This is a genomic window from Limnobacter sp. SAORIC-580 (assembly GCF_013004065.1).
Lineage (GTDB): Bacteria > Pseudomonadota > Gammaproteobacteria > Burkholderiales > Burkholderiaceae_B > Limnobacter > Limnobacter profundi.
This window is the reverse complement of record NZ_CP053084.1, coordinates 597,921-623,713: the sequence shown is the minus strand read 5'-3', so window position 1 is coordinate 623,713 and position 25,793 is coordinate 597,921. Positions and strand designations below refer to the sequence as shown.

The following is a 25,793-nucleotide window of genomic DNA, read 5'->3' as shown; positions in this document are numbered from 1 at the left end:
AAAGAAAAAACCATTGACATTGTGTCAATCGTTCAACTAAGATCCATTTCATGAACTATGTGATCGAACGTCGCGAAGAAGAAAAGGAACGCCGTCGGGAAGAAATTCTCGACGCAGCTGAACTTGTTTTTTCTGAAAAAGGCTTTGACGCAGCCACTATGGATCAAGTAGCACGCAAAGCGAGGGTTTCGCGTGCACTGGTGTATGTGTATTTCAAAGACAAGGCAGCCCTGCATTTGGCAATTTGCCTGCGGGGTTTGCGAATACTGCGCGAAATGTTTGAAGCCGCACGAAACCAGCATGCCACTGGTGATAACCAAATTCGGGCGATTGGCCAGGCTTACATGCAGTTTTCAGAGGAGTACCCAACGCATTTCGCCGCCATGTCGAGGTTTGAAGCCTCTCACCATGAAATTGCACTGGACGATCCCTGCTCAGCAACACAGGAAATGATTCAGGCCGGGCAACAAGTTCACGAACAAACCGTGTTGGCTCTCGCCAAAGGCATGGCAGATAAAACATTGCGAGACGACCTGGACAATCTGATGCAAATTTCGATCACCTTGTGGGGCTTCACACACGGCACCATTCAGCTGGCGCAAACCAAGGCCAACTTCATGGCCACCATGGGCATCAGCAAAGAATCTTTCATGAACCAGGCTGTAGAGCTGGTCATGCAATCCCTGATCAACCGCAATGGCGGAGGCAAAAAATGATCAAGCAAAGTCGCACAGGCGCCCGCAACAGGGGCGCTTTTTTTTACCTTTTATTTGACAGGCGTCTAATGGCTGCATTGCTGTTGATGGCTTTTCAAGTTCAACAGCCCAGTCAAGCGGGCACCCCGCTTGACGACTACTTGAGCCAAGCCATGTCCAATAACCCCGCTTTGGCGCAGGCCAGCTTTGAAGTGGAGGCTGAACGTCAGCGACTTGAAAATTTGCGTGCGCGCTTTTATCCCAGCCTTGCATTGCAGGCGCGCGCAAGTGTGGCCGAAGGTGGTCGCACCATCGATTTCCCGGCAGGCGATTTACTCAACCCCGTGTACGCAACATTGAATGCACAGGCCGTTGCCGCCGGGCAAGCAGCTCGCTTTCCGACCGTAGAAAACCAGTCCATTCCACTGCTCCGCCCCACTGAACAAGACACCCGGCTAATTGTGCGCGGCCCAATTTACGAACCTGTTCTGGACCAGCAACTGCAAGCACAAACCCAAGCAGTGGGTGCACAAGAGGCCGCACAGCTGCAAGTGAAAGAGGAGCTGGTTCGCGACCTGCACACCGCCTACTGGCAATACGCACAGGCCAAGGCCAGAATTACCATTCTTGAGGCCAGCTTGCGAACGCTGAAAGAAAACGAACGAATCAACACAGTGCTGTACAAGGCCGGGGAAACCACCCTGGATGCACCGAAACGTGCCGAAGCGGAAACACTTGAAATTCAGGTGGCCTTGCGCCAAGCCCAAACGCAGGCCTTGCTGGCCAAAGAGTATTTCAACCTGCTGCGCTATGCCCCAAACGACAGCGCAGTAGAACTGCCGCAAGAGGAGCTGAACCCCAGTGCCATTCAAACACTGCTGGATGAGCTCACCCCGAAAACGCAGGGCAACACTCCAGCGCCAGCCCTCACCCGGCTTGAACGCAGCCTGGCCGCCCAACGCGCCCAACTGGATGCCAGCCGCGCAACTTACAAGCCCACACTGGGCTATTCCATCGAAGGCGGCTATCAGGGACGCGACTACAACACCGGCCCCAACACCGGATTTGCCAGCGCATCGGTGGTGTTGAACTGGACTCTGGCAGACGCCGGAATTCGCAGCAGTGAAGTAGCACGCAGCCAGGCACAGGTGCGGGCACTGGAGGCCCGCGCGCGGCAAGTGAACCGGCAACTTCAACTGGCCAAATTGCAAGCCAGGGAAAATTTGCTGGTGTCGCTAGACAGCATCCAGGCGCGCATGGCCCAACAGGCTGCATCCGAGGAAAGCCTGCGAATCAATGAACGCAAACGCGACGCTGGCGAAACCACTCAAGTTGAATTTTTAAGTGCCGAACAAAGTGCAACACGCGCACGTTTGGGCTTGGTGACTGCCGTGTACCAGGCCCGAATTGACCATGCTGTTTGGCAGTACAACAACCGAAACATTCCCGAGCCAAGCCCACAGGAAGGAGCTCAACCATGAAACCCGTACTCGTAATTTCAACCCTCTCCTTGTTGGTTCTGGCAGCCTGTGGCCCAGCCACCCCCGAGGAAGCACCCGCAGTGGAATACCGATTGGTGAAAACCGAAACAGTACAAAGTGGCCCTGCAGCCAGCTTGATCGAAGTGGCTGGAATTGGTGCCTTTCGCGACGAAACCCGATTGAGTTTCAAAGTGGGCGGCGTGATTGAACGAATCAATGTGCGCGAAGGCGAAACTGTGGAGAAAGGCCAGCGGCTGGCTGCGCTGAACAAACAAGATGTCAACGCAGCTGTGAGCCAAGCCAGCGCGGGCTTTGAAAAAGCCCAACGCGACTTGCAACGTGGCAAATTGCTCCGTGATCAGGAAGTGATTTCCAAAGTACAACTCGACAACCTGGAAACTGCTGCACAAGCTGCACGTGCACAACTCAGCCAAGCCCAGTTTGCAAGCCAAACGGCTGACATACAGGCTCAAGCCAATGGCGTGGTGTTGAAGCGTTTTGCGCAAACCGGTGAAGTGGTGTCGCCAGGCCAGCCGATATTACTACTTGGTAGCAAAAGCAGCGGCTTTGTCATGAAGGCGAGTTTGGCTGACAAGCAAGCCGTGCACATACAGCTGGGTGCCAAGGCCGAGGTGCAATTCGACGCACTGCCCGGCGTGAAGTGGCCCGGAAAAGTAATTGAACTAAGCCAGGCAGCAGACCCCGCCACAGGCACCTACGGCGTGCTGGTTGAGGTAGACACACGTGCCCATGAAAACATCAACCTTTTATCGGGCATGCAAGGGCGTACCCGCATTGAACCCGCCAACTTCAATGGCATGCGCAGCTATGTACCCATAGAGGCCGTGGTCGAGGGCGACAACAAAGCCGCCTGGATTTACACCGTACAAGCAGACAACACCGTGAAACGTCAAACTGTAGCCGTGGCCTTTATTCAAGCAGACCGGATCGCATTAATCGACGCACTGCCCGAAGGCACTCGCGTGGTGAGCACAGGTGCAGCCTACCTGCAAGATGGTGAAACCGTGAAAGTTCAGGAGTAATCCAGATGAAACTCTCGGACTTTTCCATCAAGAATTACCAGTTCACGCTGGTGATATTTTTCCTGCTGACAGCAATTGGCATCAGCGCGTATCAAAACATTCCCAGAACCGAAGACCCGTATTTCGACATCAGCGCATTTCGCATCAATGTGATTTATCCAGGTGCTGACCCACGCGAAATGGAACAACAGGTAGCCAAGCCCATTGAAGATGCCCTGCGCAGCCTGGACGACTTGAAAGAAATGCTTTCAACATCCCGCAACAGTGGCGGTGTGGTGTTTGTGCGTTTTGATGCGGAAGTCGATGTTGATAAAAAGTTCGATGAAGTGAACCGTGAACTCAACAGCATTCGGGACCAGCTACCCGCAGGCATACAAAAGCTGGAGATTGAACGAATCAACCCCGGCTTCACCAACATCATTCAATACTCATTGGTGTCGGAAACAGCAAGCTATGCCGACCTGGCCAATTACGCTGAAGACCTTTCCGAGGCGTTCGAGCGTATTTCATCGGTGCGTGAAAGCGAAAGCTGGGCTTACCCCGAGCAGCAGGTACGCGTTAGCCTGAACTTTAAAAAGCTGGCTGAACTGGGAATACAGGCAGCCGATGTAGCGCGTGTCATTCAGGGTGAGTCACTGAACATTCCAGGTGGGCCGGTAGAGGAAGGCGCACGGCGTTTGAACGTGCAAACCTCGGGCCAGTACCGCAGCGTTGAAGAAATCAGAAACACCGTGATTGCCGGCACCGGCACGGGCGGTGATTTGGGTGGTCGCCTGGTTCGTGTGGGCGATGTCGCCGATGTGCAGTGGGACTATGAAAATCAGGAAGTCATGGCCCGCTTCAATGGTCAGCGTGCGGTGTTTGTCACTGCCAACCAGAAAGACGAACGCAATATTTTTGTGACTCAAAAAGCCTTGCAGGAAACAGCGGACGAATTCGAGAAAACCTTGCCTCCGAATATCAAAATGGAGCGCGGTTTCGAGCAGTACAAAAACGTGGAAAAGCGCATTGATCGCCTCACCTTCGACTTCGCACTGGCGGTAACACTGGTGCTGATCACCCTGTTGCCGCTGGGCTTGCGGGCCTCGGGCATTGTGATGGTCAGTGTGCCTTTGTCGCTGCTCACCGGTTTGGCCTGTTTGTACTATGCAGGCTTCTCATTGAACCAGCTTTCAATTGCTGGCCTGGTGGTTGCATTGGGCCTGTTGGTCGACGACTCAATCGTGGTGATTGAAAACATTTCACGTTACCTGCGCATGGGCTATAACCGTGTGGATGCGGCACGCCTGGCCACCAAGCAAATTTCACTTGCTGTGGTGGGTTGTACTGCAACCCTGTTGTTTGCCTTCCTGCCTTTGTTGATGCTGCCAGACAACGCCGGAAAATTCATTCGCTCCTTGCCGGTGGCCGTGGTGTTTACAGTGATTGCATCGCTGTTTGTTGCATTGACCATCATCCCGTTTCTGGCCAGCCGTGTGCTGAAGAAAGACGAAAATGAGCATGGCAATATCGTGCTGCAAAAGCTGATGGGCTTGATCGACAAAATTTACACCCCACTGCTGCACCGCGCCTTGCAAACCCCCAAAACCGTGGTGGCTGCATCACTGGTGTTGTTCGTGGCCAGCCTGGGCCTGGCACCCCTCATGGGCATGTCGCTGTTCCCCAAGGCCAATACACCGCAGTTTGTAATTGAGGTGGGCCTGCCCCCGGGATCCAGCCTGACTGCCACCGACAATGTGGTGAAACAGGTTGAAAACAAGCTCTCGGAGTTTGATGAAATTACGGCGGTCATGGCCACCGTGGGCGAGGGCAACCCGCAAATTTATTACAACGTATTTCAGCAAGACAAACAATCGAACGTGGGTGAATTGTTTGTACAACTCAAGGAATACAACGACGACACGCCCAAGCTGCTCGACAACATTCGCAATGAACTGAAAACAATTGCGGGCGCCAATCTGATTGTGCGTGAGTTTGAAAATGGTCCACCCATTGATGCACCCATTGGCATCCGTTTGGTAGGGCCCGAAATAGAAACGCTGCGTGAATTGTCTGCACAGGTAGAACGTATCATGCTGGCAAATCCCGGTACACAAAACGTGGACAACCCACAGCGCACCGGGCGCAGCGACCTTCGCCTGAAAGTGAATTTTGAAAAAGCGGGTTTGCTGGGTGTGAACTCAGCGGAGCTGGACCAGGCTGTGCGGCTTGCCATTGCAGGTGCGTTTGCAGGTGAAATTCGCCAGAGTAACGGCGATGCCTACGACATCAGTGTGCGTGGCCCTGCCGGTGTTCGCAGCAATCTAAGCGCGCTGGACGACTTCCATGTGATTTCACGCACAGGCCAGGCAGTACCGCTAACCCAACTCACCACGCTTGAACTGGATGACAACCTGAACAGCATTTACCGCTTCGACCGCGAACGCGCCGTGCTGCTGACCGCTTACACACGCACTGGCTACAACACCGAGAAGATCAGCAATGAAATTGCCAAACAAATTGACGAAATGGGCTTGCCCACTGGTTACCGGTACAAAATGGCGGGCGAAGTTAAAAGCAGGCAAGAAAGCTTTGCCGGTTTTGGTACTGCGATCCTGATTACCGTATTTGGCATTCTGGCCATTCTGGTTCTGGAATTCGGCAGTTTCAAAAGCACGCTGATTGTTTTGTTCGTAATTCCGCTGGGTGTAACGGGTGGCATGGTCATGCTGTTCCTGACAGGGAATTCGCTCAGTTTCACAGCGATGATTGGCTTCATTGCGCTGATCGGCATTGAAATCAAGAACTCGATTTTGCTGGTGGACTTCACCAACCAGTTGCGTGAAGAAGGCAAAGGGCTTGATGAGTCCATCGAAGAAGCAGGCCGTATCCGATTCCTGCCGATTCTGCTGACCAGTGCCACCGCCGTGGGCGGCTTGATGCCACTGGCGCTGCAAGGTGGCGGGCTTTACTCGCCCATGGCCTGGGTGATTATTGGTGGGCTTATTTCTTCCACCTTCATTGGTCGCCTGGTGACGCCGGTGCTTTACAAGCTCTTGCCACCCGACTTGCAGAGAACATAGCCTAAGCCCTTGATTTCACCTACAATACGCCCTCAATGCAAGAGGATATCCTGAAATCATGAAAAAACCCGCAGGCCGCAACGGCAGCGCAGGCCGCAGTGGCGACTCGGGCCGTTCCGGCCCACCCGCACGCCCCAGTAACCGAACCAAATCAGCAACCGCAGCCAAACCGGCTGCGGGTTCCGCATCCACAGGCCGTGGACGCCCCAGTGCAGCGGCTGGCAAAGCCGCCGTCACTGCCAAACCCGACCGCAACCGCGCCGCCATGCGCAGCGCACCGGTGGCCCCTGCCGCTGGTACGGCACGCCCGCGCCGCAGCAAGGTCACCGGCACGAACACACTGGACATGCTCGATCCGTTCGAGCCACAACGGCTAAGCAAGATCATGGCGGCCAAGGGTTTGTGTTCCCGCCGGGAAGCCGATTACCTGATCGAGAATGGTTGGGTGCGAGTGAACGGCAAAGTGGTCGATGAGCTGGGTGCCAAAGTGCTGCCCACGGTCACCATTGATCTGGATGCACGTGCCAAGAATGTACTGGGCAAACAGGTCACCATTTTGTACCACAAGCCGATTGGCGTGGTGTCCGGCCAGCCCGAGGGGCGCTACAAAGCTGCTATGGAATGCCTGGGCCTGGAAAACCAGGCCGACCGCAAAACATCAACCCCTTTCCAGCCCGCCATGCTGAAAGGTCTCGCGCCAGCAGGTCGCCTGGACATTGATTCCACGGGCTTGCTGGTACTGACCCAAGATGGTCGCATTGCCAAACAACTGATCGACGCCAACAGCACAGTGGAAAAAGAATACCTGGTGCGAGTAGAAGGCGAATTGACTGACCGTGGACTTGAAATGCTGCGTTATGGCCTGAGCCTGGACGGCGAAGCGTTAAAACCAGCCCGCGTCAGCTGGCAAAACGAGGATCAACTTCGCTTTATTTTGAACGAAGGCAAGAAACGACAAATTCGCCGAATGTGTGAAATTGTGGGCCTGAAAGTGGTGGGCTTGAAACGCGTTCGAATTGGCCGCGTAATGCTCGGCGACCTGCCCGTGGGGCAGTGGCGTTTGCTGACGCCGGAAGAACGATTCTGAAGGGGTAAAAATCCACTCTATTCAGGTGATTGATTACAAATGACTTCCGGTATTCTCGAATTTAACATTTGGACAAAGTTACATTCGAGAATTCACCATGCATGCCCAGCACTCGGCCCTGAACCAGCAAGCTTCCAACGCCCCGGTGCAGCTTCCCCCCCACGGATTCTTTACATTTTTAAGCAGGCTGTCTGGCGTAGCTCCCAACGCCACTGACCTCACTTCAATCCGGATCAATGCGGACTGGCTGTGCGTGGTAGTCAGCTTCGCCTGCCTGGTGTTTGCCACCCTCGAAGGTCTGGCCTACAACAACATAGCCCAAGCGCTGGGCTGGGGTATCCCGCTTTTCCTGGGCAGCCTGGCGATTACCCGCTGGCATGCCGGGCAGCCACTGACCATGCACATCAACGCAGCACTGCTGGTTGGCATGGGTGCCTTGCATGTCCACATTGCACGCGGACTACTGGAATACCACTTCAGCTTTTTCATATTGTTGCCAGTGATGCTGGCTTATCGGGACACCCGCCCCCTGCTCAGCATGGGCTTGTTGATCGTGATTCATCACATTGTGTTCGACATGCTCCAGCAAGCAGGTTTCGAATGCTATATCTTCCGTGGTCCATTCTCGGGTATGCCTGCCGTGGCGCTACACGGCTTTTACGTGTCCATTGCAGTATTGCTGCTGTCGGTGATTGCTCAAACCCTTCGGCAACATGCCCTGGCCGCAGAAGAAGGCACCAAACTGCTGGCCTACTTGGACAAGGAAAAAGGCATCAACCTGCGTGTGCGTGCTCAAACCGATGAACAAGGCCGCATGTCGCCCATGGGGCAAGTATTCAACGACTACGCAGACAACATGGCGTTTGTGGTGGCTGCATTCAAAATGCTTCGCGCCGATATTCGCGAATTGTCGCAAATTGCCAAAGAACTGGGTGCGGGTAATACACAACAAATGGAAGAGAGCTCACAGGCTTCCAAAAAGCTGCGCGACTTTGTTCAAAGCCTGGGTAACCAAACCCGCATGGGACAAAGCACAGCCGATTTGTCCAAAAAAGCGACCGAAGACAGCTTTGATCTGCTCAATGAACTGAATCAATCCCTGGAACAATTGCAACGCATCGGCAAACAGGCCTTTGATTCCAGCCAGCAAATGCAGGCCCTGCACAAAGAATTCCAGAAGGAGTTTTCACCCGCTGCAGCACAACAACTACAAACCACACTGAGCACACTGGACAACCTGAACGAACGCACCAACGGATTCATGGCCAGAATGGATGTGCTGAAAAGCGGCTTGAGTGCCATTGAAAACCAGTTGGTATCCATTGACCGTGCCACGCACCAGTGGGTGGAAAATGGCCACGGCAATCAACGTCAGGGTTGGGAAGTGCTGGGTGCCATGGAAGGCATGCAAGCGCGCACGGAAAGCGCATTCCGCACGTTGGCCAGCACGGTACAAACCATTTTGCGCTCAGATGAAATGATGCGCGAAATGGAAAAACGGCTCTCGAGGTTTGATGTATGAGCCTGAGCAATGTTCTTGACGACCCGCTGATCAACGAACTACTGGACAGCGGAACCACACGTTACGCCCTGCTGGGCCATGTCACAGACGAATTAAGCCTGATCGCCGCCAGCAAACTGTTCCGCCAAGAACTGGGATTCAAATCGGGTAGTGAACTCATCGTGAATCGCTACGGCATGGCCATTTACCGGGCATTGTCCAATGCATTGCTCCGGCAACAGGGTTGGACAGGCCATGTCAAAGTCAATGCACAATGGCTGAGTTTGCAAATGCTGGCGCACGGCGAATTTGGAGTGCTTCAGGAACAAGAGGTGAAGCGCACTCAGTTGTCACCACAGGTACCTGCGGTTAATACACCTGAACAACGCCCAGAAACCCCGGACAGCACCGACAAGAAAATTCCCACCAGTGTGTTGTTGAACGTTGACGACAAAGGACGAATCAAAAAACTAAGCCCTTCGCTGGAAGAGTTTTTAGGACAAACCAGCGAACAACTGGAAAACCTTGATGCGGCCAACCTGGTGTTTCGCACGGATGTGGGTCAATTCAAGCGACTGCTCGATCAAGTGAAATATCAAACGGGTTCTACGGACGGCTCCTTCCGCCTGCGCAACACCTTCAATGATGTGGTTTACTTCGACTGGACGGCTGCCTGCATCGGCGCTGACATCTTGCTGATTGGGCGCTCAAGCAATATTCACCTTGAAGAAGCATTGTTGAAAAGTGAAGAGCGAATCAACAACATTCTTGAATCGATGGACGATGCATTTTTTGCCATCGACATGAATGGCTATGTGAACTACCTGAATGAAAAAGGCGCAGAACTTCTGGGTAAAACTGCACCGCTGTTGTTGGGCCGCATGGTGTGGGAACGTGCACCCCACCTGAAGAAAACACCCTTGTTCAAATACGTGAACCAGGCCAAAGGCAGCATGCAACCAGAGACATTTCAGTGGCAAGACCCGGCCAACGAAATGTGGTACCAAGTGAAAGCCTACCCAAGCGATGAACTGATTTCGATTTTCTTCACTGACATCAGCTCCATCAAGCGCAATGAAAGCAAAATGCGGCATCAGGCCACGCATGATCCGCTTACGGGTTTGCCCAACCGTTTGGCCCTGTCGCAAACTTTGCAAGAATTGCTTGGCAATGACCAGGTTCAGGATTTCAAACTGGGCCTGCTATTTATCGACCTCGATGGCTTTAAGGCGGTGAATGACACGCTGGGGCATGACCGCGGCGACGACTTGCTGATTGCCGTGTCCAAACGTTTGCGCAGCGTAGTGCGCAGCTCAGACATTGTTGCCCGTTTGTCGGGCGACGAATTTGTAATCACCCTGCCCTACATTGCCGACCAAGACACCGCATTCAATGTGGGCCGAAAGGTCGTGGACGCAGTCAGCAAAAAACCGTTTGAGTTAGGTGAAAAGAAAATTTATGTGGGTGCCTCTGTGGGTGTGGCCCTGTTTCCCACCGACGCCACCGATGTGGAAGGCCTGCTGAAACATGCCGACATTGCGATGTACCAAGCCAAACAAGCCGGCAAAAATACGGTGCGCGTATTCCACGCCAACATGAGCGCAACCCTGCAGACCAAAGTGGATCTTGAGAACGATTTACACGATTCAATTTTGCACGATCGAATCGAATTGCATTACCAGCCACGCTTTAACGCCAATGGGTCTATTTGTTCAGTTGAAGCGCTGGCACGCATGCGTTCCCGCACAGGCGAATTGATTCCACCTGCCCAGTTCATTCCGATTGCCGAGGAAACCGGTTTGATCATTCCGATGGGTGAACAGGTGATGCGCAAAGCCTGCAAATGGCTGAAAGACACCAACAAGAAACTGAAGAATCCCATTAGCGTTTCGGTGAATGTATCTGGAATTCAGTTGCTGGATGGCAAACTATGCGGGACTGTTGAAAAGGTGCTGAAACTAACAGGCCTGCCAGCAAAGTTGCTGGAACTTGAACTGACTGAAACCGTGTTGATGCAGAATCAGGAAACCGTATTGCATGACCTGAACCGCTTGCATGAATTGGGGGTTTCCTTGTCGATTGACGACTTTGGTACGGGTTATTCGTCGCTGGCCACACTGCACCGGATGCCGGTTCAGTCGATCAAGCTCGACCGCTCATTTGTCAGCAACCTGCCCAACAAAACCGACAGTGTCATTTTGTCACGCACTGTGTTGGCCATGGCTCAGGCACTGGGCTTGGGAGTAGTAGCCGAAGGCGTTGAAACCGCCGAGCAACGTGATTTCCTGATTGAGTCGGGTGTGCTTGAGCTGCAAGGTTTTGGCCTGGCTCGACCGATGACGGCGGACGATTCACGCCAGTTTGTATGGGCCCAGCAAATTACAAGCGACAAGGCAAAGAAAATTCTGGCGTGACAGCTTGGGTTCCGGTCTCTCGGCGCTTTTTTATCGTCCGATCGGCTTGGGTTCCGATCTCTCGCCTGCTGGTTAACTGCCCGATCGGCTTGGGTTCCGATCTCTCGCCAGAAAACCTGTTGATCCCTTGCTGAGCCTTGCGATGCCTGAGAACGACCCTCCTAAACTGCGGGTCGGGTCCGTTCTCTGTCGCCCATGCTGGGCAACACCGGCCCTGCTCGGCACGCAAGGGCAGGTTTTCTTGAAGGCGAGGCGATCGAAACACCGCCGCCGATTGGGCCAGAAACTGCAGCGGTGACCCTTCAAGCGCAGCTCCCAATAAACCAATCCAGTGCAACACAAATAACCCACGCTGAGTTGGCCAGAAACCGCAGCCTCACGCTCTGCCTTCCGCCTTCGCATCCTCAAGATCAAACTCAACCCCAAACCCGATCGACCCGCGAAATACCTTCACTTTGATCAAGGGCCCCACCGGGCGCAGCTGATCCCAAATCCAGCGGGCAATGTTTTCTGATGTGGGCAGCTCAATCAACTCGTTCAAATATGAATGATCAAGCCGCTTGTGTACCGCACCCACATGTTGGGTCAAAAGACTTTCAGGCACCACATAGCCATCAATGGCAGGGCCTTCAAACCACACCTCGGCGGTGTAGCTGTGGCCGTGCAAACCCGGCCAGTCAGGCAGCTGGTGTGCCACATCGAAGGTAAATTGTTTGAAAACTTTCATGGCATTCCAATGACTTTGTGGGTTTGTACACTCAAACGCCACTGAGGTTTGTTCAGGCAGGTTTGTATGGCCACCTGCAAATTTCTGGATTTCTTGACAGGGTCGGAGTCGTCCATGGCTTGCACAAAATAGTGCTCAAACTGCAATCGACCCAAGGCATTCAAATCCTGCCCTAACTGTGGCACTACAACCTTTAATTCATGGCCGTTGGTTTGTACCAGCTCACTGCCGAACTTGGGGCTGACGCAAATCCAGTCCACACCCGAAGGCACGGCCAAGGTGCCGTTGGTCTCGATGGCAATTTCAAACCCATTCGCGTGTACAGCGTCAATCAAAGCAGTGTCGAGTTGCAAGGTGGGCTCGCCACCAGTAAACACCACATAAGGCTTGCCTGTGCCGTGCTCACCTTGATAAGTATTTGCAATCGCCTGGGCCAAGGCAACAGCATCCTTGAATTTTCCACCACCCACGCCATCGACACCCACAAAATCGGTGTCACAGAATTTGCACACAGCCGTGGCCCTGTCTTCTTCGCGACCTGTCCACAAATTGCACCCGGCAAAACGACAAAACACGGCCGCCCTGCCCGCCTGAGCACCTTCGCCTTGCAGGGTGTAAAACATCTCTTTGACGGTGTAAGTGGCCACGGCAGTTTCGCTTGTTTGTTACAGGCGCAATGCTACTTGAATTGAGAAATTGTGCCCAGAAAAAGGGCAAAAAAAATGCCCGATATGGTTAATCGGGCAAACCTCAGAAGCAAAAGAGGAGGGATGTGAACCCACAGTTTGCAAGCACTCCAATTTGCCTGCAAGCCCATTTTTCGAGGCTTTCCTCGAAACTCCAAAGTTACATCCAAGGTTTTTGACTAGAGTAAAACCTCAAAAAACCGCGAAATATAATCGCTGCTTTGCTTTCCGGTAAACGCTTGCAATCCAAGCGCTCAATTAGAGCAAAACACCCAATTCATGCACGGTGTTGTTTTATTTTTAACACCCTGTTGTTTATTTCCCGCCAGCGCCCTTCAAACACGCATTCAACAGCGTCTGCATTTTCTCAAGACCCTGTTCATTCATGCAATCAATGTTGCGCTCGGGGATCAAATCCACCTCGGGATAATTGTCGATGGCCTCGCTTAAGCTGTCTTCGCGCAGCAGGTGCAACATGGGGTAAGGCGAACGGTTGGTATAATTTTCAACATCGTCAGGCTCGGTGCCGCCAAACTGGTAATCCGGATGAAAACTGGCCACCTGGTAAACGCCCTCCAGGTTCATGTCAACCAGTAACTCATCGGCCGCTTCCAGAAAATCGTTGTAGTGGTAAAAATCCTGCAGCACTTGCGGGTGAATCAAAAGTGTTGTTTCCACGGCTTCGTCCACATTCAACAAGGCCAGCTCGTGGGCAAGTTCGTCCAGCAGCGTGGCCTCATCCTTGGCCTTACTCACCACAAAACGCACACGGTCTTTCACCAACTCGCGCTTGGCAAATGGGCACAAATTAAAGGCCACCACCACCTGCTCTACCCAGCGGCGGGTGGCTTCAATAATCTCAAGGTCTGTTGTGTGGGTCATTTAGAACGGCAACTTCACACCGGGAGCCACCGCCAAAATGGCAGCCTTGAATTCGCCTTGAATGCGAGCCAGCGCAGCATCACTGTCCGCTTCAAAACGCATCACCACCACGGGTGTTGTGTTGGATGGGCGCGCCAGCCCGAAACCATCGGCATACTCCGCCCGCACGCCGTCAATGGTGTTTACCGATTCCGAACTTGGAAACTTACCCTCGGCCTGCAAGCGTTTCACAATGTCAAAGTTCACACCTTCAGCAGTTTGCAACTGCAATTCGGGAGTGCTCGATGAATTGGGCAAAGCATTCAGTTCAGCACTGGGGTCGCTGCCGCGGGACAAAATCTCCAGCAAACGCACGCCCGCGTACAAACCATCGTCAAAGCCAAACCAGCGTTCCTTGAAAAACACATGGCCGCTCATCTCGCCTGCCAGTGGAGCACCGGTTTCCTTCAACTTGGCCTTGATCAGGGAATGGCCTGTTTTCCACATCAAAGGCTCGCCACCGGCCGCCTTCACGGCTTTGGCCACATGGCGTGTGCACTTCACGTCGTAAATCACCATGGCACCGGGGTTGCGGGCAATCACATCACGGGCAAACAAAATAAGCTGGCGGTCGGGGTAAATAATTTCACCGTCTTTGGTCACAACGCCCAGGCGGTCGCCATCGCCGTCAAAGGCCAAACCAATTTCAGCATCGCCGTTTTTCACGCAAGCAATCAGGTCTTGCAGGTTCTCCGGGTGTGCAGGGTCAGGATGGTGATTGGGGAAATTGCCGTCCACTTCACAGAACAGTTCAGTCACCTCACAGCCCAAAGCTTCATACAGTGTTTTTGCAAATGCACCGGCCACGCCATTGCCACAATCCACGGCAATTTTCATGGGGCGTGCCAGTTTGATGTGCCCCAGAATATTGCTCAAATAATCAGGCCACACATTCAGTTCACGGTAGCCGCCGCGTTGTACGCCAGCCACCACGCCACGCACAGGCTTCTCGGTTTGAATCCATGTCAACAAGCCCTGAATGGTGTCGCCATACAAGGTTTCACCTGCCACCATCATTTTCAGGCCGTTGTATTGTGGGGGGTTGTGGCTGCCGGTCACCTGCACACCCGTACCATTGCCCAGCAAGAAGGTTGCAAAATAAACCAGTGGGGTTGCCACCATGCCCACATCCACCACATTCACACCAGCATCCCGAAAACCATCAGCCAATGCGCCGCACAGGCGTGGACCACTCAAGCGCCCATCGCGCCCTACTACCGCCTCGTTCTTGCCGCGGCTCAATGCCAGCTGCCCCAAAGCACGGCCCACGCAGTAGGCAGAGTCTTCGGTCAAAGTGTCGTCCACAATGCCACGAATGTCATAGGCTTTGAAAATAGAGGGAGAAATGCTCATGGGTGAATACCTGAAATAGTCAAAATAGAAAATGGGGAACGCAAGTGCCTTATCGAACTGAATGCGTTGAATACACAGACTCAAGGCATAATACTACTTTCGTTGTTTTGGTTTGTTTTCAATATGGCCAACTATGTGATTGGCGACGTTCAAGGTTGTCTCGATTCCCTGCACAAACTGCTGGACAAAGTTCAGTTCAACCCTGAAGTGGATGTGCTGTGGTTTGCTGGCGACCTAGTCAACCGTGGGCCCCGCTCACTGGACACACTGCGCTATGTGCGCAACCTGGGTCAACAAGCCCACACCGTGCTGGGCAACCACGATTTGCACCTGCTGGCCTTGTGGTGCAACAGTGGTCGCAGCCATGAAAGCGACACCATCGCCGAAGTGGTGCATGCACCCGATGGCGAAGAATTGGTGAACTGGCTGCGAAGCCAACCCTTGGCCCTTCGTTTGCCGCGTACCCAAAACACCGTGGATCAAGCACTACTAACGCATGCCGGCATTTTGCCGCAATGGAGTTTTGAGGACGCATTGGCGTTGTCCAGTGAAGTCCAAGCAGTGCTTTCTGGATCCGATTGGCAAGCCTTCATGGCCGCACTGTACGGCAACAAACCCAATCGCTGGGACCCTGAGCTTCAGGGGTTTGATCGCCTGCGATTCATCGTGAATGTGTTCACCCGCATGCGCATGGTTCGCGACGACGGCAAAATCGATTTCAAATACAAACTGGAGCCAGCGGATGCGCCGCCCGAACTCAAACCCTGGTTCGAGCTTGAACGTGCGTGTTCAGCCGAGGGGCCGATTGTGTTCGGCCATTGGTCAACCCTGGGCCAGATTAAGAACAAGGCCGGCTATTGCCTGGACACGGGTTGCGTGTGGGGCGGTCAGCTGACTGCGCTTCGCCTGGAAGATGAGGTCATCATTCAGGTTGAGGCGGTCGAGCCGCCCTTGCCTACCATTCCCTGATCTCAAACAAGCGCGCTGGTACTGCCACACAGTGCGCGTATTTTTTCGTGTGCTTCATCGCTGAGCTCATGCCGCGTGCGTCCGTCGGTGTTGATCGGCGCGTGAATGTACAACTGCACCACAAACCCGGTTTTGCTGTTCATCAACACCTTGATGTTCTCCAACAAGGTTTGTTCGCCAATGAAAGCCGGCTGTGAAGAAAATTTTCCATCCGGTGTGAAGTACTGCAGGCTGACCGGCAACAAAGGCACCTTGGCCTGAATGGCGGGTTGCACAAAATTGCTGTGAAAATGTAAGGGTGCATCTCCAGGCCCGGTTGTTCCTTCCGGAAACACAGCCACGCAACGCCCGGTAGCCAACACTTTGACAGCAGCGTGAATCACGTCGCGAACGGCATGCCGCTTGCCCCGCTCAATAAACAGAGTGCCGCTTCGCTTGGCCAGCAAGCCACCGATGGGCCATTTGGATATTTCAGATTTGGCGATGAAGGTGACCGGGTGAATGCTGTTGAACGCAAAAATATCCAGCCAGGACACATGCGTGCTGTACAGCAAACAGGGCTTGTGAATGGCGTAATTCGATTCAGGCGATTCATACACCACCTTCACCTGCACATTCAAAATACCCAGCAACTGGCGGGCCCAACGCTTCTCGATCGCCTCTTTCATGGCCTTGCTGAACAAGGGCCAAAACACCAAAGCCACCACAAAACCGTACAGCAGGTGGGTAAGCAGGCGAACCAACATCCAGGCTTTGCGCATTTTTTATTAACCTTATGCTGCAAGCACTTTCATTTTGCTTTTTTCAAGGCTGCTGTAGCCCACGTTGCCATTCACCATGGTCAGTTGCACTTTGCCCTGCATGGGAAAACCATTGAACGGCGTGTGCTTGCCCTGGCTGATCAAACTGGCCTCGCCCACCACCCAATCCACCTCGGGGTTGAACAGGCACAAGTCAGCCGGCATGCCCGTGCGCAAACTACCTGCTTGCACCTTGATAATGTCGGCGGGGTTGCCACACAACAACTCAACAATTCGTGCGGGGGGCACGTTTTGCTCACGCATCCACTTCACAGCCAAAGTCAGCAGCAGCTCCAGCCCGGTTGCGCCCGCTTCGCTTTCCGCAAAAGGCAACAGCTTCGCATCGTCGTCGACTGGTGTGTGGTCGGAGCAAATCGCATCAATGGTGCCATCAAGCAAACCGGCGCGAATAGCGTCGCGGTCGCGCTGTTCACGCAAGGGGGGAATCAGGTGCGCATTGGGGTCGAAAAAGCCGATGTCCAGATCAGTCAGGTGTACGTGGTGAATCGCCACATCACAGGTGACAGGCAAACCTTCTGACTTGGCTTGGCGAACCAGTTCAATGCCTTTGGCTGAACTGATTCGGCAAATGTGCATGCGCGTGCCAGTGGACCGAACCAACTCAAAATAAGCCTGCAGGGCAATGGTTTCAGCCATGACCGGAATGCCGCTCAAACCCATGCGCGATGCATAGGCACCCGCATGAGCCACCCCCCCTTTGCTGAAGTTGGGCTCGGTGGGGCGCAAAAATACGGTGAAACCAAAGTTGCGAGCGTACTTCATGGCTTGCAGCAACACGCGTAAATCGCGAATCGGCGATTCCGCCTGACTAAAACCCACACAACCCGCTTCGGTCAATTCGGCCATTTCAGTCAGCGTTTCGCCGTTCAAACCCGTGGTCAGGGCACCCAGTGGGTAGACCTTGGCCAGGTTCAACTGGCGTGCCTTGAACTTCAACATCTCGATCAAGCCAGGCTCGTCCAGCACAGGCTCAGTATCGGGTGGACACACCAGCGAGGTAATTCCGCCAGCCATGGCCGCTTCCATTTCACTTTCCAGGGTGGCGCGATATTCATAACCCGGCTCACGCAGGCGTGCCGACAAGTCCACCAAGCCGGGCAACACCCAAAGGCCGGTGGCATCAATGGTTTTGCTGGGCGCAAAGTCGGCTGGCATTTCGCCTTTGGGGGCCACCGCCACCACACGACCTGCAGCCACAGCCACCTCCATGATTGCATCGGCACCGATGCTGGGGTCAATTACACGTCCGCCAGAAATCAACACTCGCATTGTTCTTCCTTTATGGGGCAAATTCACGTCAAGCGCTTTTGCTGGACGAAGCCAGAATACTCATGACTGCCATGCGCACGGCAATTCCAAATGTAACCTGATTCAAAATTACGCTTTGCGGCCCATCAGCCACCGCCGAATCAATTTCAACGCCCCGGTTCATGGGGCCCGGGTGCATCACAATGGCGTCGGGTTTGGCATGGCGCAGTTTTTCTTCAGTCAGCCCGAAGTGTTTGAAATATTCCTGCGCTGATGGGATCAGCGCCCCTGTCATGCGTTCTTTCTGCAATCGCAACATGATGATCACGTCGCAATCTTTAATGCCTTCCACCAGGTCGTGATACACACGCACCCCCATGTTGTCGAGGTGGCTGGGCAGCAAGGTGCTGGGCCCCACGGCACGAACCTCTGGGCACCCCAGAGTGGTAAGGGCATGAATGTCGGAACGCGCAACGCGGCTGTGTAGAATGTCGCCAACAATGGCCACACGCAGCTTGGTGAAGTCTTGCTTGTAATGGCGGATGGTGTACATGTCGAGTAGAGCCTGCGTGGGGTGCGCATGCCGCCCGTCACCGGCGTTGATCACATGAATGGTGCCGCCACTGGTGCGGTTTAAATGCTGGGCCATGAAGGTGGGTGCACCACTTTCAGAATGACGCATCACGAACATGTCTGCAGACATGGCAGCCAAGTTATCAATGGTATCGATCAGCGATTCACCCTTGCTGGTCGAAGATGAACCAATGTTCAAATTCACCACATCAGCCGACAAACGTTTGGCCGCAATCTCGAATGTGGTGCGGGTACGGGTGGAATTCTCAAAAAACACATTGAAGACTGACTTGCCGCGCAACAGCGGCACTTGTTTTACCTCGCGATCGGTCACCGACAAAAACGATTCTGCCGTGTCCAGAATGCGATGAATCATCGCCTTGGGCAGCCCTTCAATACTCAACAGGTGAATCAGCTCACCTGCGGCGTTCAGTTGGGGGTTATTCAATTGGGTTTTACCTCCAGCTCCAGGCGGAAAGCACCTTGATCATCTTGGGTCAATACAAACGCTTCATTGGGTTTGAGCGGCAAGTGCTTGCCCACGTACTGTGCGTCAATGGGCAGCTCACGACCTCCCCGGTCCAGCAACACAGCCAGCTCAATTTTTGCGGGTCGGCCAAAATCAAACAAGTGGTTCACGATGGCGCGGGTGGTTCGGCCCGTGTACAACACATCGTCTACCAGCAAAATGGTACGGCCCTGCACTTCGAAAGGCACCTCGGCGGGCTTGGGCGCCTCTTTCAGACCGCGTTCTGAAAAATCGTCGCGGTAAAAAGCACTGTCCAGAAAACCACAGGGCAAGGCAAAACCCAAATCGGCATGCAAACGTTCGGCAATCCACGCGCCTCCGCTGTGCACGCCAATCAGTCCCAGTTCGGAACGGTCTGGAAATGCTTTTTCAATTTGATCACGCAAGCGGGCATACAAGGCTTCGGGGTTTGGCAGGCTCATCGTCCCTCCAGAAAAAATTGTTCCAGAATCAGGCAGGCACTGCCCATGTCGACTCGGCCTTTGTTCTCGCGGGCGGCCTTGCCTCCCATACAGCTTTCAATAATAGCGCTGGTGTATCGCTCGTCCACCATGGCGCAAGGCAAGGCAAAGCGGCCTTCCAGCTGCCGGGCAAACCGTTCACAGCGGGTGGTCAGTTCATTGTCAGCGCCATCGGGCTGACGGGGTACGCCTACGACCAAGCCCTCGGGCTGCCATTCCTTGACCAGGCTTTCAATTTTTGCAAAACGTTGCTCATCATTTTGTGCTTCAACCACTGCAACGCCACTGGCGGTTTTGGTCAAGGAGTTGCCAAATGCAACGCCAATTCGCTTCAAACCGAAATCAAACGCCAGGTACTGCGTGGGCTTAGGCGATTGTACGGGCTTGGTCATTGATTAAGCATGCCCCGCAGCGCCGCTCATCAAAGCGGGGTCGATACCCAACATGGCGTAGGCGCTTGCAAAGCGTTCTTCCAAGGGTGTGTCGAACAATATTTCATGATTGGCGGGCACGGTGAGCCAGGCGTTTTGAGCAAGCTCCTCTTCTAGCTGCCCTTCGCCCCAGCCAGCATAACCCAGGGTGATCAGCCATTTGCCCGGCGCTTCGCCGCGGGCCACAGCTTCAAGAATGTCGCGAGAGGTGGTCAGGGAAATTTCATCGTTCACTTTCAGCGATGAATTCCAGTTCAAAGGCTCGGTGTGCAACACAAAACCACGTTCAGCCGCAACAGGGCCGCCCATCATCACCGGGAAATGGGCTGGCATGTAACCCGCTACATCCACATTGATTTTTTCCAGCAAACTTTCAATGTCCAGATCAGTGGGCCGGTTGATGACCAAGCCCATGGCACCCTTGCCGGAATGTTCACACAAATACACCACAGACCCTGCAAAACTGGGGTCGAGCATGTTCGGCATGGCGATCAACAACTGACCGGACAAGCTAAATTCATCGGGAGTGGAAATTTCGGTCTCGCTCATGCCAAAATTGTAATGCCTTTTAACTGTGCAAAAGCGGGTGGGCGTTCCTCTACCCGCCTTAAAGCGCACAGACCAACCCAAATTTAAGTTGTTCCCATGCCTGCTTCACTTCTGGAAAACCACCCACTGTCCACTCAACCCAAGCCGGGCCGGTACAGCAAGGGCTTGATGTGGTTTCGGCGCGACCTGCGCACCCACGACAACGCAGCCCTGTTTTACGCGCTCAAGCACTGCGAACAGGTGCATTGCGTGTTCGTGTACGACAAAACCATTCTGGATGCCTTGCCCAACAAGGCAGACCGACGGGTGGAGTTTATTTGGGAAAGCTGCATGGCCCTGAAAACAAAGCTGCAAGGCTTTGGCGGAGATTTGCACTTGATCCACGACCACGCTGAAACAGCAATTCCGGAGTTGGCGACGAAACTGGGTGCACAAGCGGTTTTCACCAACAAAGACTATGAACCCGCAGCCATTCACCGCGACATCACCGTGGGCAAAACCCTGCAGGGCAAAGGTATTGAATTGTTTCGCTTCAAAGACCAGGCCATCTTTGAAGAAGATGAAGTGCTGACCCAAGCAGGCAAGTTTTTCAGCGTGTTCACACCCTTCAAGAATGCTTGCCTGAAAAAACTGGACGCATTTCACCTGACGCCCTACCCCAGCGAAGCACGAGTGGGATCACTGGCCAAAGATTCCGGTTTGACCGCACCCAGTCTGGACCACATGGGATTCAAACGTACGAATTTGCTGGACATGATCAAGCCTGGCGAGGAAGGTGCGCTGGATGCCTTTGAGGACTTTCTCAACCGCATGGACAAATACAAAGTGGCGCGCGACTTCCCGGCCATCAAAGGCGTGAGCTACCTGAGTGTGCACAACCGATTCGGCACCATTTCCATTCGCAGGCTGGCCAAGGCGGCGTATGACCGGTTTAAATTCGAGGGCAGCGAAGGCGCCATGGGTTGGTTGAATGAACTGATCTGGCGCGATTTTTATTTCCAGATCATTTACCACCGCCCCGATGCGGCCGAAAAGGCATTCAAGCCTGAATATGATCAAATTCAATGGGACGCCGACGAAAAAGCACAACGCCTGTTCAAAGCGTGGTGCGAAGGCAAAACAGGCTACCCACTGGTGGACGCCGCGCAACGTCAATTGAATCAAACCGGTTTCCAGCACAACCGCCTGCGCATGGTGACCGCCAGCTTTTTGACCAAAGACCTAGGGCTAGACTGGCGCTGGGGCGAGAAGTACTTTGCTGAGCACTTGAACGACTTTGACCTGTCAGCCAACAACGGTGGCTGGCAATGGGCAGCCAGCAGCGGTTGCGATGCACAACCTTATTTCCGCATTTTCAACCCGTACAGCCAGTCCGAGAAATTCGATGCGGACGGCAAATTTATTCGCAAGTACTGCCCGGAGCTTGCCAAACTGTCCAACAAATACATTCACAACCCGGCCGAGTGCCCGCCCTTCGAGTTGCAAATGGCGGGTGTGGTACTGGGTGAAACCTACCCACGGCCCGTGGTTGAACACGATGTGGCCCGAAAGAAAACACTTGAACGTTATTCGGTCGTGAAGAAAGCAAAGGAAGATTGATTTTGTCCGAACTTATGATGGTCAGTGCATGTGCCTTCACCCATAATCAGCGGTGAATTTTCATCACTTAACCCCATACAAGAAGGAGACAAAATAGTGAACGCTTACACCACCGTATTGCTTTACGCCGGCTGGATTCTGGTTCTGGCATTGTTCTACGCCCTACCTCGCGTGCCACAAGCCTTGCTAGGCCAAAAACGTATCGACAGCTGGGAGCGTGGCAAAGAATCCACCGACCCGTTGTTCTTGCAACGCGCAAAATCAGCGCACCTGAACTGTCTGGAAAACTTTCCGGTATTCGCGGGTGTTGTGGCCATGGCCGGGCTGATGGGTGAGGTTGAGGCTATCAATGCTTTGGCTGCCTTCGTACTCTATGCTCGCATTGCGCAAAGCGTGGTACACATCAGCGGTACTTCGTTCATTCAGGTGTTCCTGCGAGCCACATTCTTCTTGCTTCAGGTGTTTATTACGCTGTACATGGTGTATTTGCTGGTCTGTTAAGCGGCTACACGAGAATCAAAAAAACCGCCTTGGTTTGTAGCCAAGGCGGTTTTTTTTACTGAATCGCAGCAAACGCTTTGTCGATGGCTACCTTGGTGGCCTCGATCACGGTATCGTCGTGTGTTACAGATACAAACCCTGCCTCGTAAGCCGAAGGTGCCAGGTACACACCTGCATCCAGCATGGCATGGAAAAACTTGTTGAAACGATCACGGTTCGATGCACTCACTTCCGCAAAACTGGTGGGCACTTTCTCGCTGAAGTAAATGCCGAACATGCCACCAATGCTGTCTGCACAAAAGGTTTCGCCGTGGGCATAGGCCACCTGGTTAAACGCTTCAACCAATTTGCGGGTTTGGGTTTCCAGCTTCTCGTAAAAGCCTTCCTGCTTCAACAAACACATGGTGGTCAAACCTGCTGCCACTGCAACCGGGTTGCCGCTCAAGGTACCCGCTTGATAAACAGGGCCGAGGGGTGCAATGCACGCCATAATGTCCTTGCGACCACCGAAAGCACCCATGGGCATGCCACCACCAATAATTTTACCCAAGGTGGTTAAGTCGGGCGTAATGCCATATACGCCCTGCACACCTTGAGGCCCCACACGAAAACCTGTCATCACTTCATCAAATATCAAGACTGCGCCGTGCTGGGTGCACAATTCGCGCAAGGTATTCAGAAATTCGCGGGTGGGTTTGATCAAATTCATATTGCCCGCAACCGGCTCAACGATGACACAGGCAATGCTACTGCCGCTGGCTTTGAACAACTCGTGCAGTTGCTCCACATTGTTGTAGTCCAGCACGCGGGTGTGTTTGGCAAAATCCTCAGGCACACCGGCCGAGGTTGGGTTGCCAAAGGTCAGCAAACCGGAACCCGCTTTCACCAGCAAGCTGTCTGCATGGCCGTGGTAACAACCTTCAAATTTCACAATGGTGTCGCGGCCGGTGAAGCCACGTGCCAAACGAATGGCGCTCATGGTGGCCTCAGTGCCAGAACTCACCAAGCGAACTTGTTCCAGTGAAGGCAGCATGTCGCACAGTGTTTCGGCCATCACGATTTCACCCTCGGTGGGTGCACCAAAGCTTAAGCCACCCACTGCGGCGTCTTGCACTGCCTTGATTACTTCAGGGTGCGCATGACCCAACACGGCAGGGCCCCAAGAGCCAATGTAATCAATGTAGCGTTTGTCATCGGCATCCCACACATAGGGACCATTGGCACGCTTGAAGAAACGGGGTGTACCGCCCACGGAACGGAATGCGCGCACAGGCGAATTCACACCACCGGGAATTGTTTTCTGAGCACGTTCAAACAGCACTTCGTTTTGGCTCACTTCCTGACTACTCATTCTTGAAACTCCAAATTATTGATGGCATCCATTGACTGCCTCAACCCACTGCTGTGCCACACTACAAACCTGCTCAGCATTGGGTTCCATTCCAAACAAACCATTGACCACAGCCACGGCATGTGCGCCAGCTTTCATCAATTCGGGTACCCGCTCAATCGTAATTCCACCAATGGCCACAACCGGCACACCCAGACTGCGAGCCTTGCCAAACAAATCGAGTTCAGCGCGCACTGCATTGGGTTTGGTGGCGCTTGGGTACATGGCCCCGAAAGCCACGTAACTGGCACCGTCACGCACGGCCTGTTCGGCCATTTCAAACTGATTGTAACAAGAAGCACCCACCACCCATTTACTTCCCAGGCTGCTTCGCGCCTTCAGAATGGCCTCATCGGTTTTACCCAAATGCACGCCAGCCACCGCACCACCCTCAAACTTCGCGAACTCCTCAGAGGGCACATCATTCAAAATCAGGGCGGCATCGTACTTCTCGCACAGGGCATCAAGCTGCCCGACCAATTCGATCAACTCCGCTTGGTGCCAATTTTTCTGCCTGCACTGAAACAAACGTACCCCTCCATCCAGCGCCGCCGCCACACAATCAACGATTGCGTCAGGAGTCCACAGGGCCGAGCGCTCGGGCGTGATGGCGTAAACGCCCTTGATCAGTCGCGTGCTCAGTCGAGTGTCCAGTTCATTCTTCAATCGTGTTCTCATCACTGTCATAGCCATCGTCTTCCAAATGTTGCATCAAGTGCATGCGATCGGGAATCAACTGGCCTTTGCCCACCACAAAACCACAACTGAGGGCTTGCCAAGTGTATTCCAGTGCCAGCTCTACAGCCTCTTGAACGCTCAAACCCTGACCAAGCCCAACGGCACAGGCACTGGCCAAGGTACAGCCCGAGCCATGATATTGACCTGGCAGGCGTTCACAAGGAAATTCAACAACCTGCTGACCAGGCCTATACAAACGATTCACAATATCGCCGGACTCCAGGTGCTCGCCTTTCAACAACACAGCCTTACATCCCATTTTCAAAAGGCGCTCACCGGCTTCATCCACCGTTTGTGCTCCGGTAAATGCCTGTGCCTCGGGCCAGTTGGGGGTCAGCAAATCGACCGCAGGGAACAGCTGGTTTCTGTAGCAGTCGAACAGCCCTTGTCCGCCAAAGGCATCGCCCCGGCCGGAGGCCCTTACAGGGTCTACAACCAACAGCACCGAAGGCCACAGGCTTTTTGCTTTCAGCACCGCTGCCACAGCCGCCGTGCTGCCCAACACCCCGGTTTTAATGGCACTGGGCGAAATGCCATCGTCCAGCAAGGCAGTGAGTTGATCATCAATCCAGTCGGGGGTACACGCCTCGAAGCGCGCCACTCCCGCCGTGTTCTGGGCTGTCAGCCCGGTCAGAATGGTCAGGGGATGTGCGCCAAGTGCGGAAACAGTCAAGGCATCGGCTTGCAAACCCGCGCCAGCAGTGGGATCTGATGCTGAAAAGGTCAGCACCAAGGGTACAGTCAGTGTCATTCAAAACCCAAAAAAGACCGACAACCTTTGTAGTCGGCTGCCAAACTCAGTATTATCCACCCGTTGCAATTTTTTTTCTGGAAGTAGCTCAGAATGAATACTTGGATTTGTTTGATTTGCGGTTGGGTATACGATGAAGCGGCTGGCGTGCCCGACGAAGGCATTGCCCCTGGCACCAAATGGGAAGATGTTCCACCAAACTGGGTTTGCCCGGAATGTGGCGCCCGCAAAGAAGATTTCGAGATGACTCAAATCTAAACTCC

24 protein-coding genes are annotated in these 25,793 nt (G+C 53.7%); 11 read left to right on the top strand and 13 right to left on the bottom strand.

Going from position 1 to position 25,793, the window contains the following annotated elements:
- The first annotated feature begins 50 nt into the window (after positions 1-50).
- From HKT17_RS02920 to HKT17_RS02890, 7 genes are all read left to right on the top strand, one after another.
- Entirely contained in the window at positions 51-716 is a 666-nt protein-coding gene (locus HKT17_RS02920; RefSeq protein ID WP_171097695.1) for a TetR/AcrR family transcriptional regulator, read from the top strand.
- Complete coding sequence (locus HKT17_RS02915; protein WP_171097693.1) at positions 713-2,176, top strand: TolC family protein; 1,464 nt, start codon at positions 713-715, stop codon at positions 2,174-2,176. The genes HKT17_RS02920 and HKT17_RS02915 overlap by 4 nt, the downstream gene beginning before the upstream one ends.
- Positions 2,173-3,219: an efflux RND transporter periplasmic adaptor subunit gene (locus HKT17_RS02910; RefSeq protein ID WP_171097691.1), complete on the top strand. Its 1,047-nt coding sequence runs from the start codon at positions 2,173-2,175 to the stop codon at positions 3,217-3,219. The genes HKT17_RS02915 and HKT17_RS02910 overlap by 4 nt, the downstream gene beginning before the upstream one ends.
- Positions 3,220-3,224: 5 nt before the next feature.
- Positions 3,225-6,281 (top strand): efflux RND transporter permease subunit, encoded by a 3,057-nt coding sequence (locus HKT17_RS02905; protein WP_008249774.1) that lies wholly within the window; start codon positions 3,225-3,227, stop codon positions 6,279-6,281.
- Positions 6,282-6,627: 346 nt separating this feature from the next.
- Positions 6,628-7,368, top strand: coding sequence for a pseudouridine synthase (locus HKT17_RS02900; protein WP_205882534.1), 741 nt, complete (start codon positions 6,628-6,630; stop codon positions 7,366-7,368).
- Between the two features lie 97 nt (positions 7,369-7,465).
- Complete coding sequence (locus HKT17_RS02895; RefSeq protein ID WP_171097687.1) at positions 7,466-8,890, top strand: methyl-accepting chemotaxis protein; 1,425 nt, start codon at positions 7,466-7,468, stop codon at positions 8,888-8,890.
- Complete coding sequence (locus HKT17_RS02890; protein WP_171097685.1) at positions 8,887-11,283, top strand: putative bifunctional diguanylate cyclase/phosphodiesterase; 2,397 nt, start codon at positions 8,887-8,889, stop codon at positions 11,281-11,283. The genes HKT17_RS02895 and HKT17_RS02890 overlap by 4 nt, the downstream gene beginning before the upstream one ends.
- A 376-nt stretch (positions 11,284-11,659) precedes the next feature.
- Here HKT17_RS02890 and HKT17_RS02885 read toward each other — a convergent pair whose 3' ends face one another.
- The 4 genes from HKT17_RS02885 to HKT17_RS02870 all read right to left on the bottom strand — a co-directional run bounded on the left by HKT17_RS02885 (position 11,660) and on the right by HKT17_RS02870 (position 14,970).
- A complete protein-coding gene (locus HKT17_RS02885) occupies positions 11,660-12,010 on the bottom strand; it encodes a 6-pyruvoyl trahydropterin synthase family protein (RefSeq protein ID WP_171097682.1) in 351 nt (116 codons plus the stop codon).
- Positions 12,007-12,657, bottom strand: a complete 651-nt coding sequence (gene queE / locus HKT17_RS02880) for a 7-carboxy-7-deazaguanine synthase (RefSeq protein WP_371815425.1) — start codon at positions 12,655-12,657, stop codon at positions 12,007-12,009. The genes HKT17_RS02885 and queE overlap by 4 nt, the downstream gene beginning before the upstream one ends.
- Positions 12,658-13,011: 354 nt before the next feature.
- Positions 13,012-13,578 carry a DUF1415 domain-containing protein gene (locus HKT17_RS02875; RefSeq protein WP_171097677.1) on the bottom strand — a complete coding sequence of 189 codons (567 nt, stop codon included), beginning with the start codon at positions 13,576-13,578 and terminating at the stop codon, positions 13,012-13,014.
- A complete protein-coding gene (locus tag HKT17_RS02870) occupies positions 13,579-14,970 on the bottom strand; it encodes a phosphomannomutase/phosphoglucomutase (protein ID WP_171097674.1) in 1,392 nt (463 codons plus the stop codon).
- A gap of 123 nt (positions 14,971-15,093) precedes the next feature.
- Here HKT17_RS02870 and HKT17_RS02865 point away from each other — a divergent pair, with 123 nt between their 5' ends.
- Positions 15,094-15,939 (top strand): symmetrical bis(5'-nucleosyl)-tetraphosphatase, encoded by an 846-nt coding sequence (locus HKT17_RS02865; protein ID WP_008249760.1) that lies wholly within the window; start codon positions 15,094-15,096, stop codon positions 15,937-15,939.
- A 2-nt stretch (positions 15,940-15,941) separates the two neighbouring features.
- Here HKT17_RS02865 and HKT17_RS02860 read toward each other — a convergent pair whose 3' ends face one another.
- The 6 genes from HKT17_RS02860 to HKT17_RS02835 are packed head-to-tail and all read right to left on the bottom strand — an operon-like array spanning position 15,942 to position 20,551.
- The gene (locus HKT17_RS02860; protein WP_008249758.1) at positions 15,942-16,700 is read right to left on the bottom strand and encodes a lysophospholipid acyltransferase family protein; all 759 of its coding nucleotides are present in this window, start codon (positions 16,698-16,700) and stop codon (positions 15,942-15,944) included.
- A 12-nt stretch (positions 16,701-16,712) separates the two neighbouring features.
- Positions 16,713-18,029 carry a dihydroorotase gene (locus HKT17_RS02855; RefSeq protein ID WP_008249756.1) on the bottom strand — a complete coding sequence of 439 codons (1,317 nt, stop codon included), beginning with the start codon at positions 18,027-18,029 and terminating at the stop codon, positions 16,713-16,715.
- A 28-nt stretch (positions 18,030-18,057) separates the two neighbouring features.
- Positions 18,058-19,029 (bottom strand): aspartate carbamoyltransferase catalytic subunit, encoded by a 972-nt coding sequence (locus tag HKT17_RS02850; protein ID WP_008249753.1) that lies wholly within the window; start codon positions 19,027-19,029, stop codon positions 18,058-18,060.
- On the bottom strand, positions 19,026-19,532 hold the full coding sequence (gene pyrR / locus HKT17_RS02845; protein WP_008249751.1) for a bifunctional pyr operon transcriptional regulator/uracil phosphoribosyltransferase PyrR: 507 nt from the start codon (positions 19,530-19,532) through the stop codon (positions 19,026-19,028). The genes HKT17_RS02850 and pyrR overlap by 4 nt, the downstream gene beginning before the upstream one ends.
- Positions 19,529-19,963 (bottom strand): Holliday junction resolvase RuvX, encoded by a 435-nt coding sequence (gene ruvX, locus HKT17_RS02840; RefSeq protein WP_171097671.1) that lies wholly within the window; start codon positions 19,961-19,963, stop codon positions 19,529-19,531. Before ruvX ends, pyrR begins: the two co-directional genes overlap by 4 nt.
- A 3-nt stretch (positions 19,964-19,966) precedes the next feature.
- On the bottom strand, positions 19,967-20,551 hold the full coding sequence (locus HKT17_RS02835) for a YqgE/AlgH family protein (protein ID WP_008249747.1): 585 nt from the start codon (positions 20,549-20,551) through the stop codon (positions 19,967-19,969).
- 96 nt (positions 20,552-20,647) lie between these two features.
- Here HKT17_RS02835 and HKT17_RS02830 point away from each other — a divergent pair, with 96 nt between their 5' ends.
- Positions 20,648-22,150 (top strand): cryptochrome/photolyase family protein, encoded by a 1,503-nt coding sequence (locus HKT17_RS02830; RefSeq protein WP_171097669.1) that lies wholly within the window; start codon positions 20,648-20,650, stop codon positions 22,148-22,150.
- Positions 22,151-22,246: 96 nt separating this feature from the next.
- The gene (locus HKT17_RS02825) at positions 22,247-22,651 is read left to right on the top strand and encodes an MAPEG family protein (RefSeq protein WP_040512746.1); all 405 of its coding nucleotides are present in this window, start codon (positions 22,247-22,249) and stop codon (positions 22,649-22,651) included.
- Between the two features lie 55 nt (positions 22,652-22,706).
- Here HKT17_RS02825 and hemL read toward each other — a convergent pair whose 3' ends face one another.
- Genes hemL through thiD form a run of 3 tightly spaced genes read right to left on the bottom strand, consistent with a single transcriptional unit; the run spans position 22,707 to position 25,530 of the window.
- A complete protein-coding gene (gene hemL, locus HKT17_RS02820; RefSeq protein ID WP_171097666.1) occupies positions 22,707-24,002 on the bottom strand; it encodes a glutamate-1-semialdehyde 2,1-aminomutase in 1,296 nt (431 codons plus the stop codon).
- A 15-nt stretch (positions 24,003-24,017) separates the two neighbouring features.
- The gene (gene thiE, locus HKT17_RS02815) at positions 24,018-24,719 is read right to left on the bottom strand and encodes a thiamine phosphate synthase (protein ID WP_171097664.1); all 702 of its coding nucleotides are present in this window, start codon (positions 24,717-24,719) and stop codon (positions 24,018-24,020) included.
- Complete coding sequence (thiD, locus tag HKT17_RS02810) at positions 24,697-25,530, bottom strand: bifunctional hydroxymethylpyrimidine kinase/phosphomethylpyrimidine kinase (RefSeq protein ID WP_171097661.1); 834 nt, start codon at positions 25,528-25,530, stop codon at positions 24,697-24,699. The genes thiE and thiD overlap by 23 nt, the downstream gene beginning before the upstream one ends.
- Before the next feature lie 93 nt (positions 25,531-25,623).
- On the opposite strand from thiD, the gene HKT17_RS02805 reads away from it, so the two are divergent.
- Entirely contained in the window at positions 25,624-25,788 is a 165-nt protein-coding gene (locus HKT17_RS02805) for a rubredoxin (protein ID WP_008249735.1), read from the top strand.
- The last annotated feature ends 5 nt before the right edge of the window (positions 25,789-25,793 follow it).

Coding starts and splice junctions, on each gene's coding strand:
- HKT17_RS02865 (WP_008249760.1), top strand. CDS start 15,094: ATGGCCAACTATGTGATTGGCGACGTTCAAGGTTGTCTCGATTCCCTG.
- HKT17_RS02895 (WP_171097687.1), top strand. CDS start 7,466: ATGCATGCCCAGCACTCGGCCCTGAACCAGCAAGCTTCCAACGCCCCG.
- HKT17_RS02855 (WP_008249756.1), bottom strand. CDS start 18,029: ATGCGAGTGTTGATTTCTGGCGGACGTGTAATTGACCCCAGCATCGGT.
- HKT17_RS02905 (WP_008249774.1), top strand. CDS start 3,225: ATGAAACTCTCGGACTTTTCCATCAAGAATTACCAGTTCACGCTGGTG.
- HKT17_RS02920 (WP_171097695.1), top strand. CDS start 51: ATGAACTATGTGATCGAACGTCGCGAAGAAGAAAAGGAACGCCGTCGG.
- HKT17_RS02900 (WP_205882534.1), top strand. CDS start 6,628: ATGCTCGATCCGTTCGAGCCACAACGGCTAAGCAAGATCATGGCGGCC.
- HKT17_RS02835 (WP_008249747.1), bottom strand. CDS start 20,551: ATGAGCGAGACCGAAATTTCCACTCCCGATGAATTTAGCTTGTCCGGT.
- HKT17_RS02870 (WP_171097674.1), bottom strand. CDS start 14,970: ATGAGCATTTCTCCCTCTATTTTCAAAGCCTATGACATTCGTGGCATT.
- HKT17_RS02910 (WP_171097691.1), top strand. CDS start 2,173: ATGAAACCCGTACTCGTAATTTCAACCCTCTCCTTGTTGGTTCTGGCA.
- HKT17_RS02860 (WP_008249758.1), bottom strand. CDS start 16,700: ATGCGCAAAGCCTGGATGTTGGTTCGCCTGCTTACCCACCTGCTGTAC.
- thiD (WP_171097661.1), bottom strand. CDS start 25,530: ATGACACTGACTGTACCCTTGGTGCTGACCTTTTCAGCATCAGATCCC.
- hemL (WP_171097666.1), bottom strand. CDS start 24,002: ATGAGTAGTCAGGAAGTGAGCCAAAACGAAGTGCTGTTTGAACGTGCT.
- thiE (WP_171097664.1), bottom strand. CDS start 24,719: ATGAGAACACGATTGAAGAATGAACTGGACACTCGACTGAGCACGCGA.
- HKT17_RS02875 (WP_171097677.1), bottom strand. CDS start 13,578: ATGACCCACACAACAGACCTTGAGATTATTGAAGCCACCCGCCGCTGG.
- HKT17_RS02885 (WP_171097682.1), bottom strand. CDS start 12,010: ATGAAAGTTTTCAAACAATTTACCTTCGATGTGGCACACCAGCTGCCT.
- HKT17_RS02805 (WP_008249735.1), top strand. CDS start 25,624: ATGAATACTTGGATTTGTTTGATTTGCGGTTGGGTATACGATGAAGCG.
- HKT17_RS02830 (WP_171097669.1), top strand. CDS start 20,648: ATGCCTGCTTCACTTCTGGAAAACCACCCACTGTCCACTCAACCCAAG.
- HKT17_RS02890 (WP_171097685.1), top strand. CDS start 8,887: ATGAGCCTGAGCAATGTTCTTGACGACCCGCTGATCAACGAACTACTG.
- pyrR (WP_008249751.1), bottom strand. CDS start 19,532: ATGAGCCTGCCAAACCCCGAAGCCTTGTATGCCCGCTTGCGTGATCAA.
- ruvX (WP_171097671.1), bottom strand. CDS start 19,963: ATGACCAAGCCCGTACAATCGCCTAAGCCCACGCAGTACCTGGCGTTT.
- HKT17_RS02915 (WP_171097693.1), top strand. CDS start 713: ATGATCAAGCAAAGTCGCACAGGCGCCCGCAACAGGGGCGCTTTTTTT.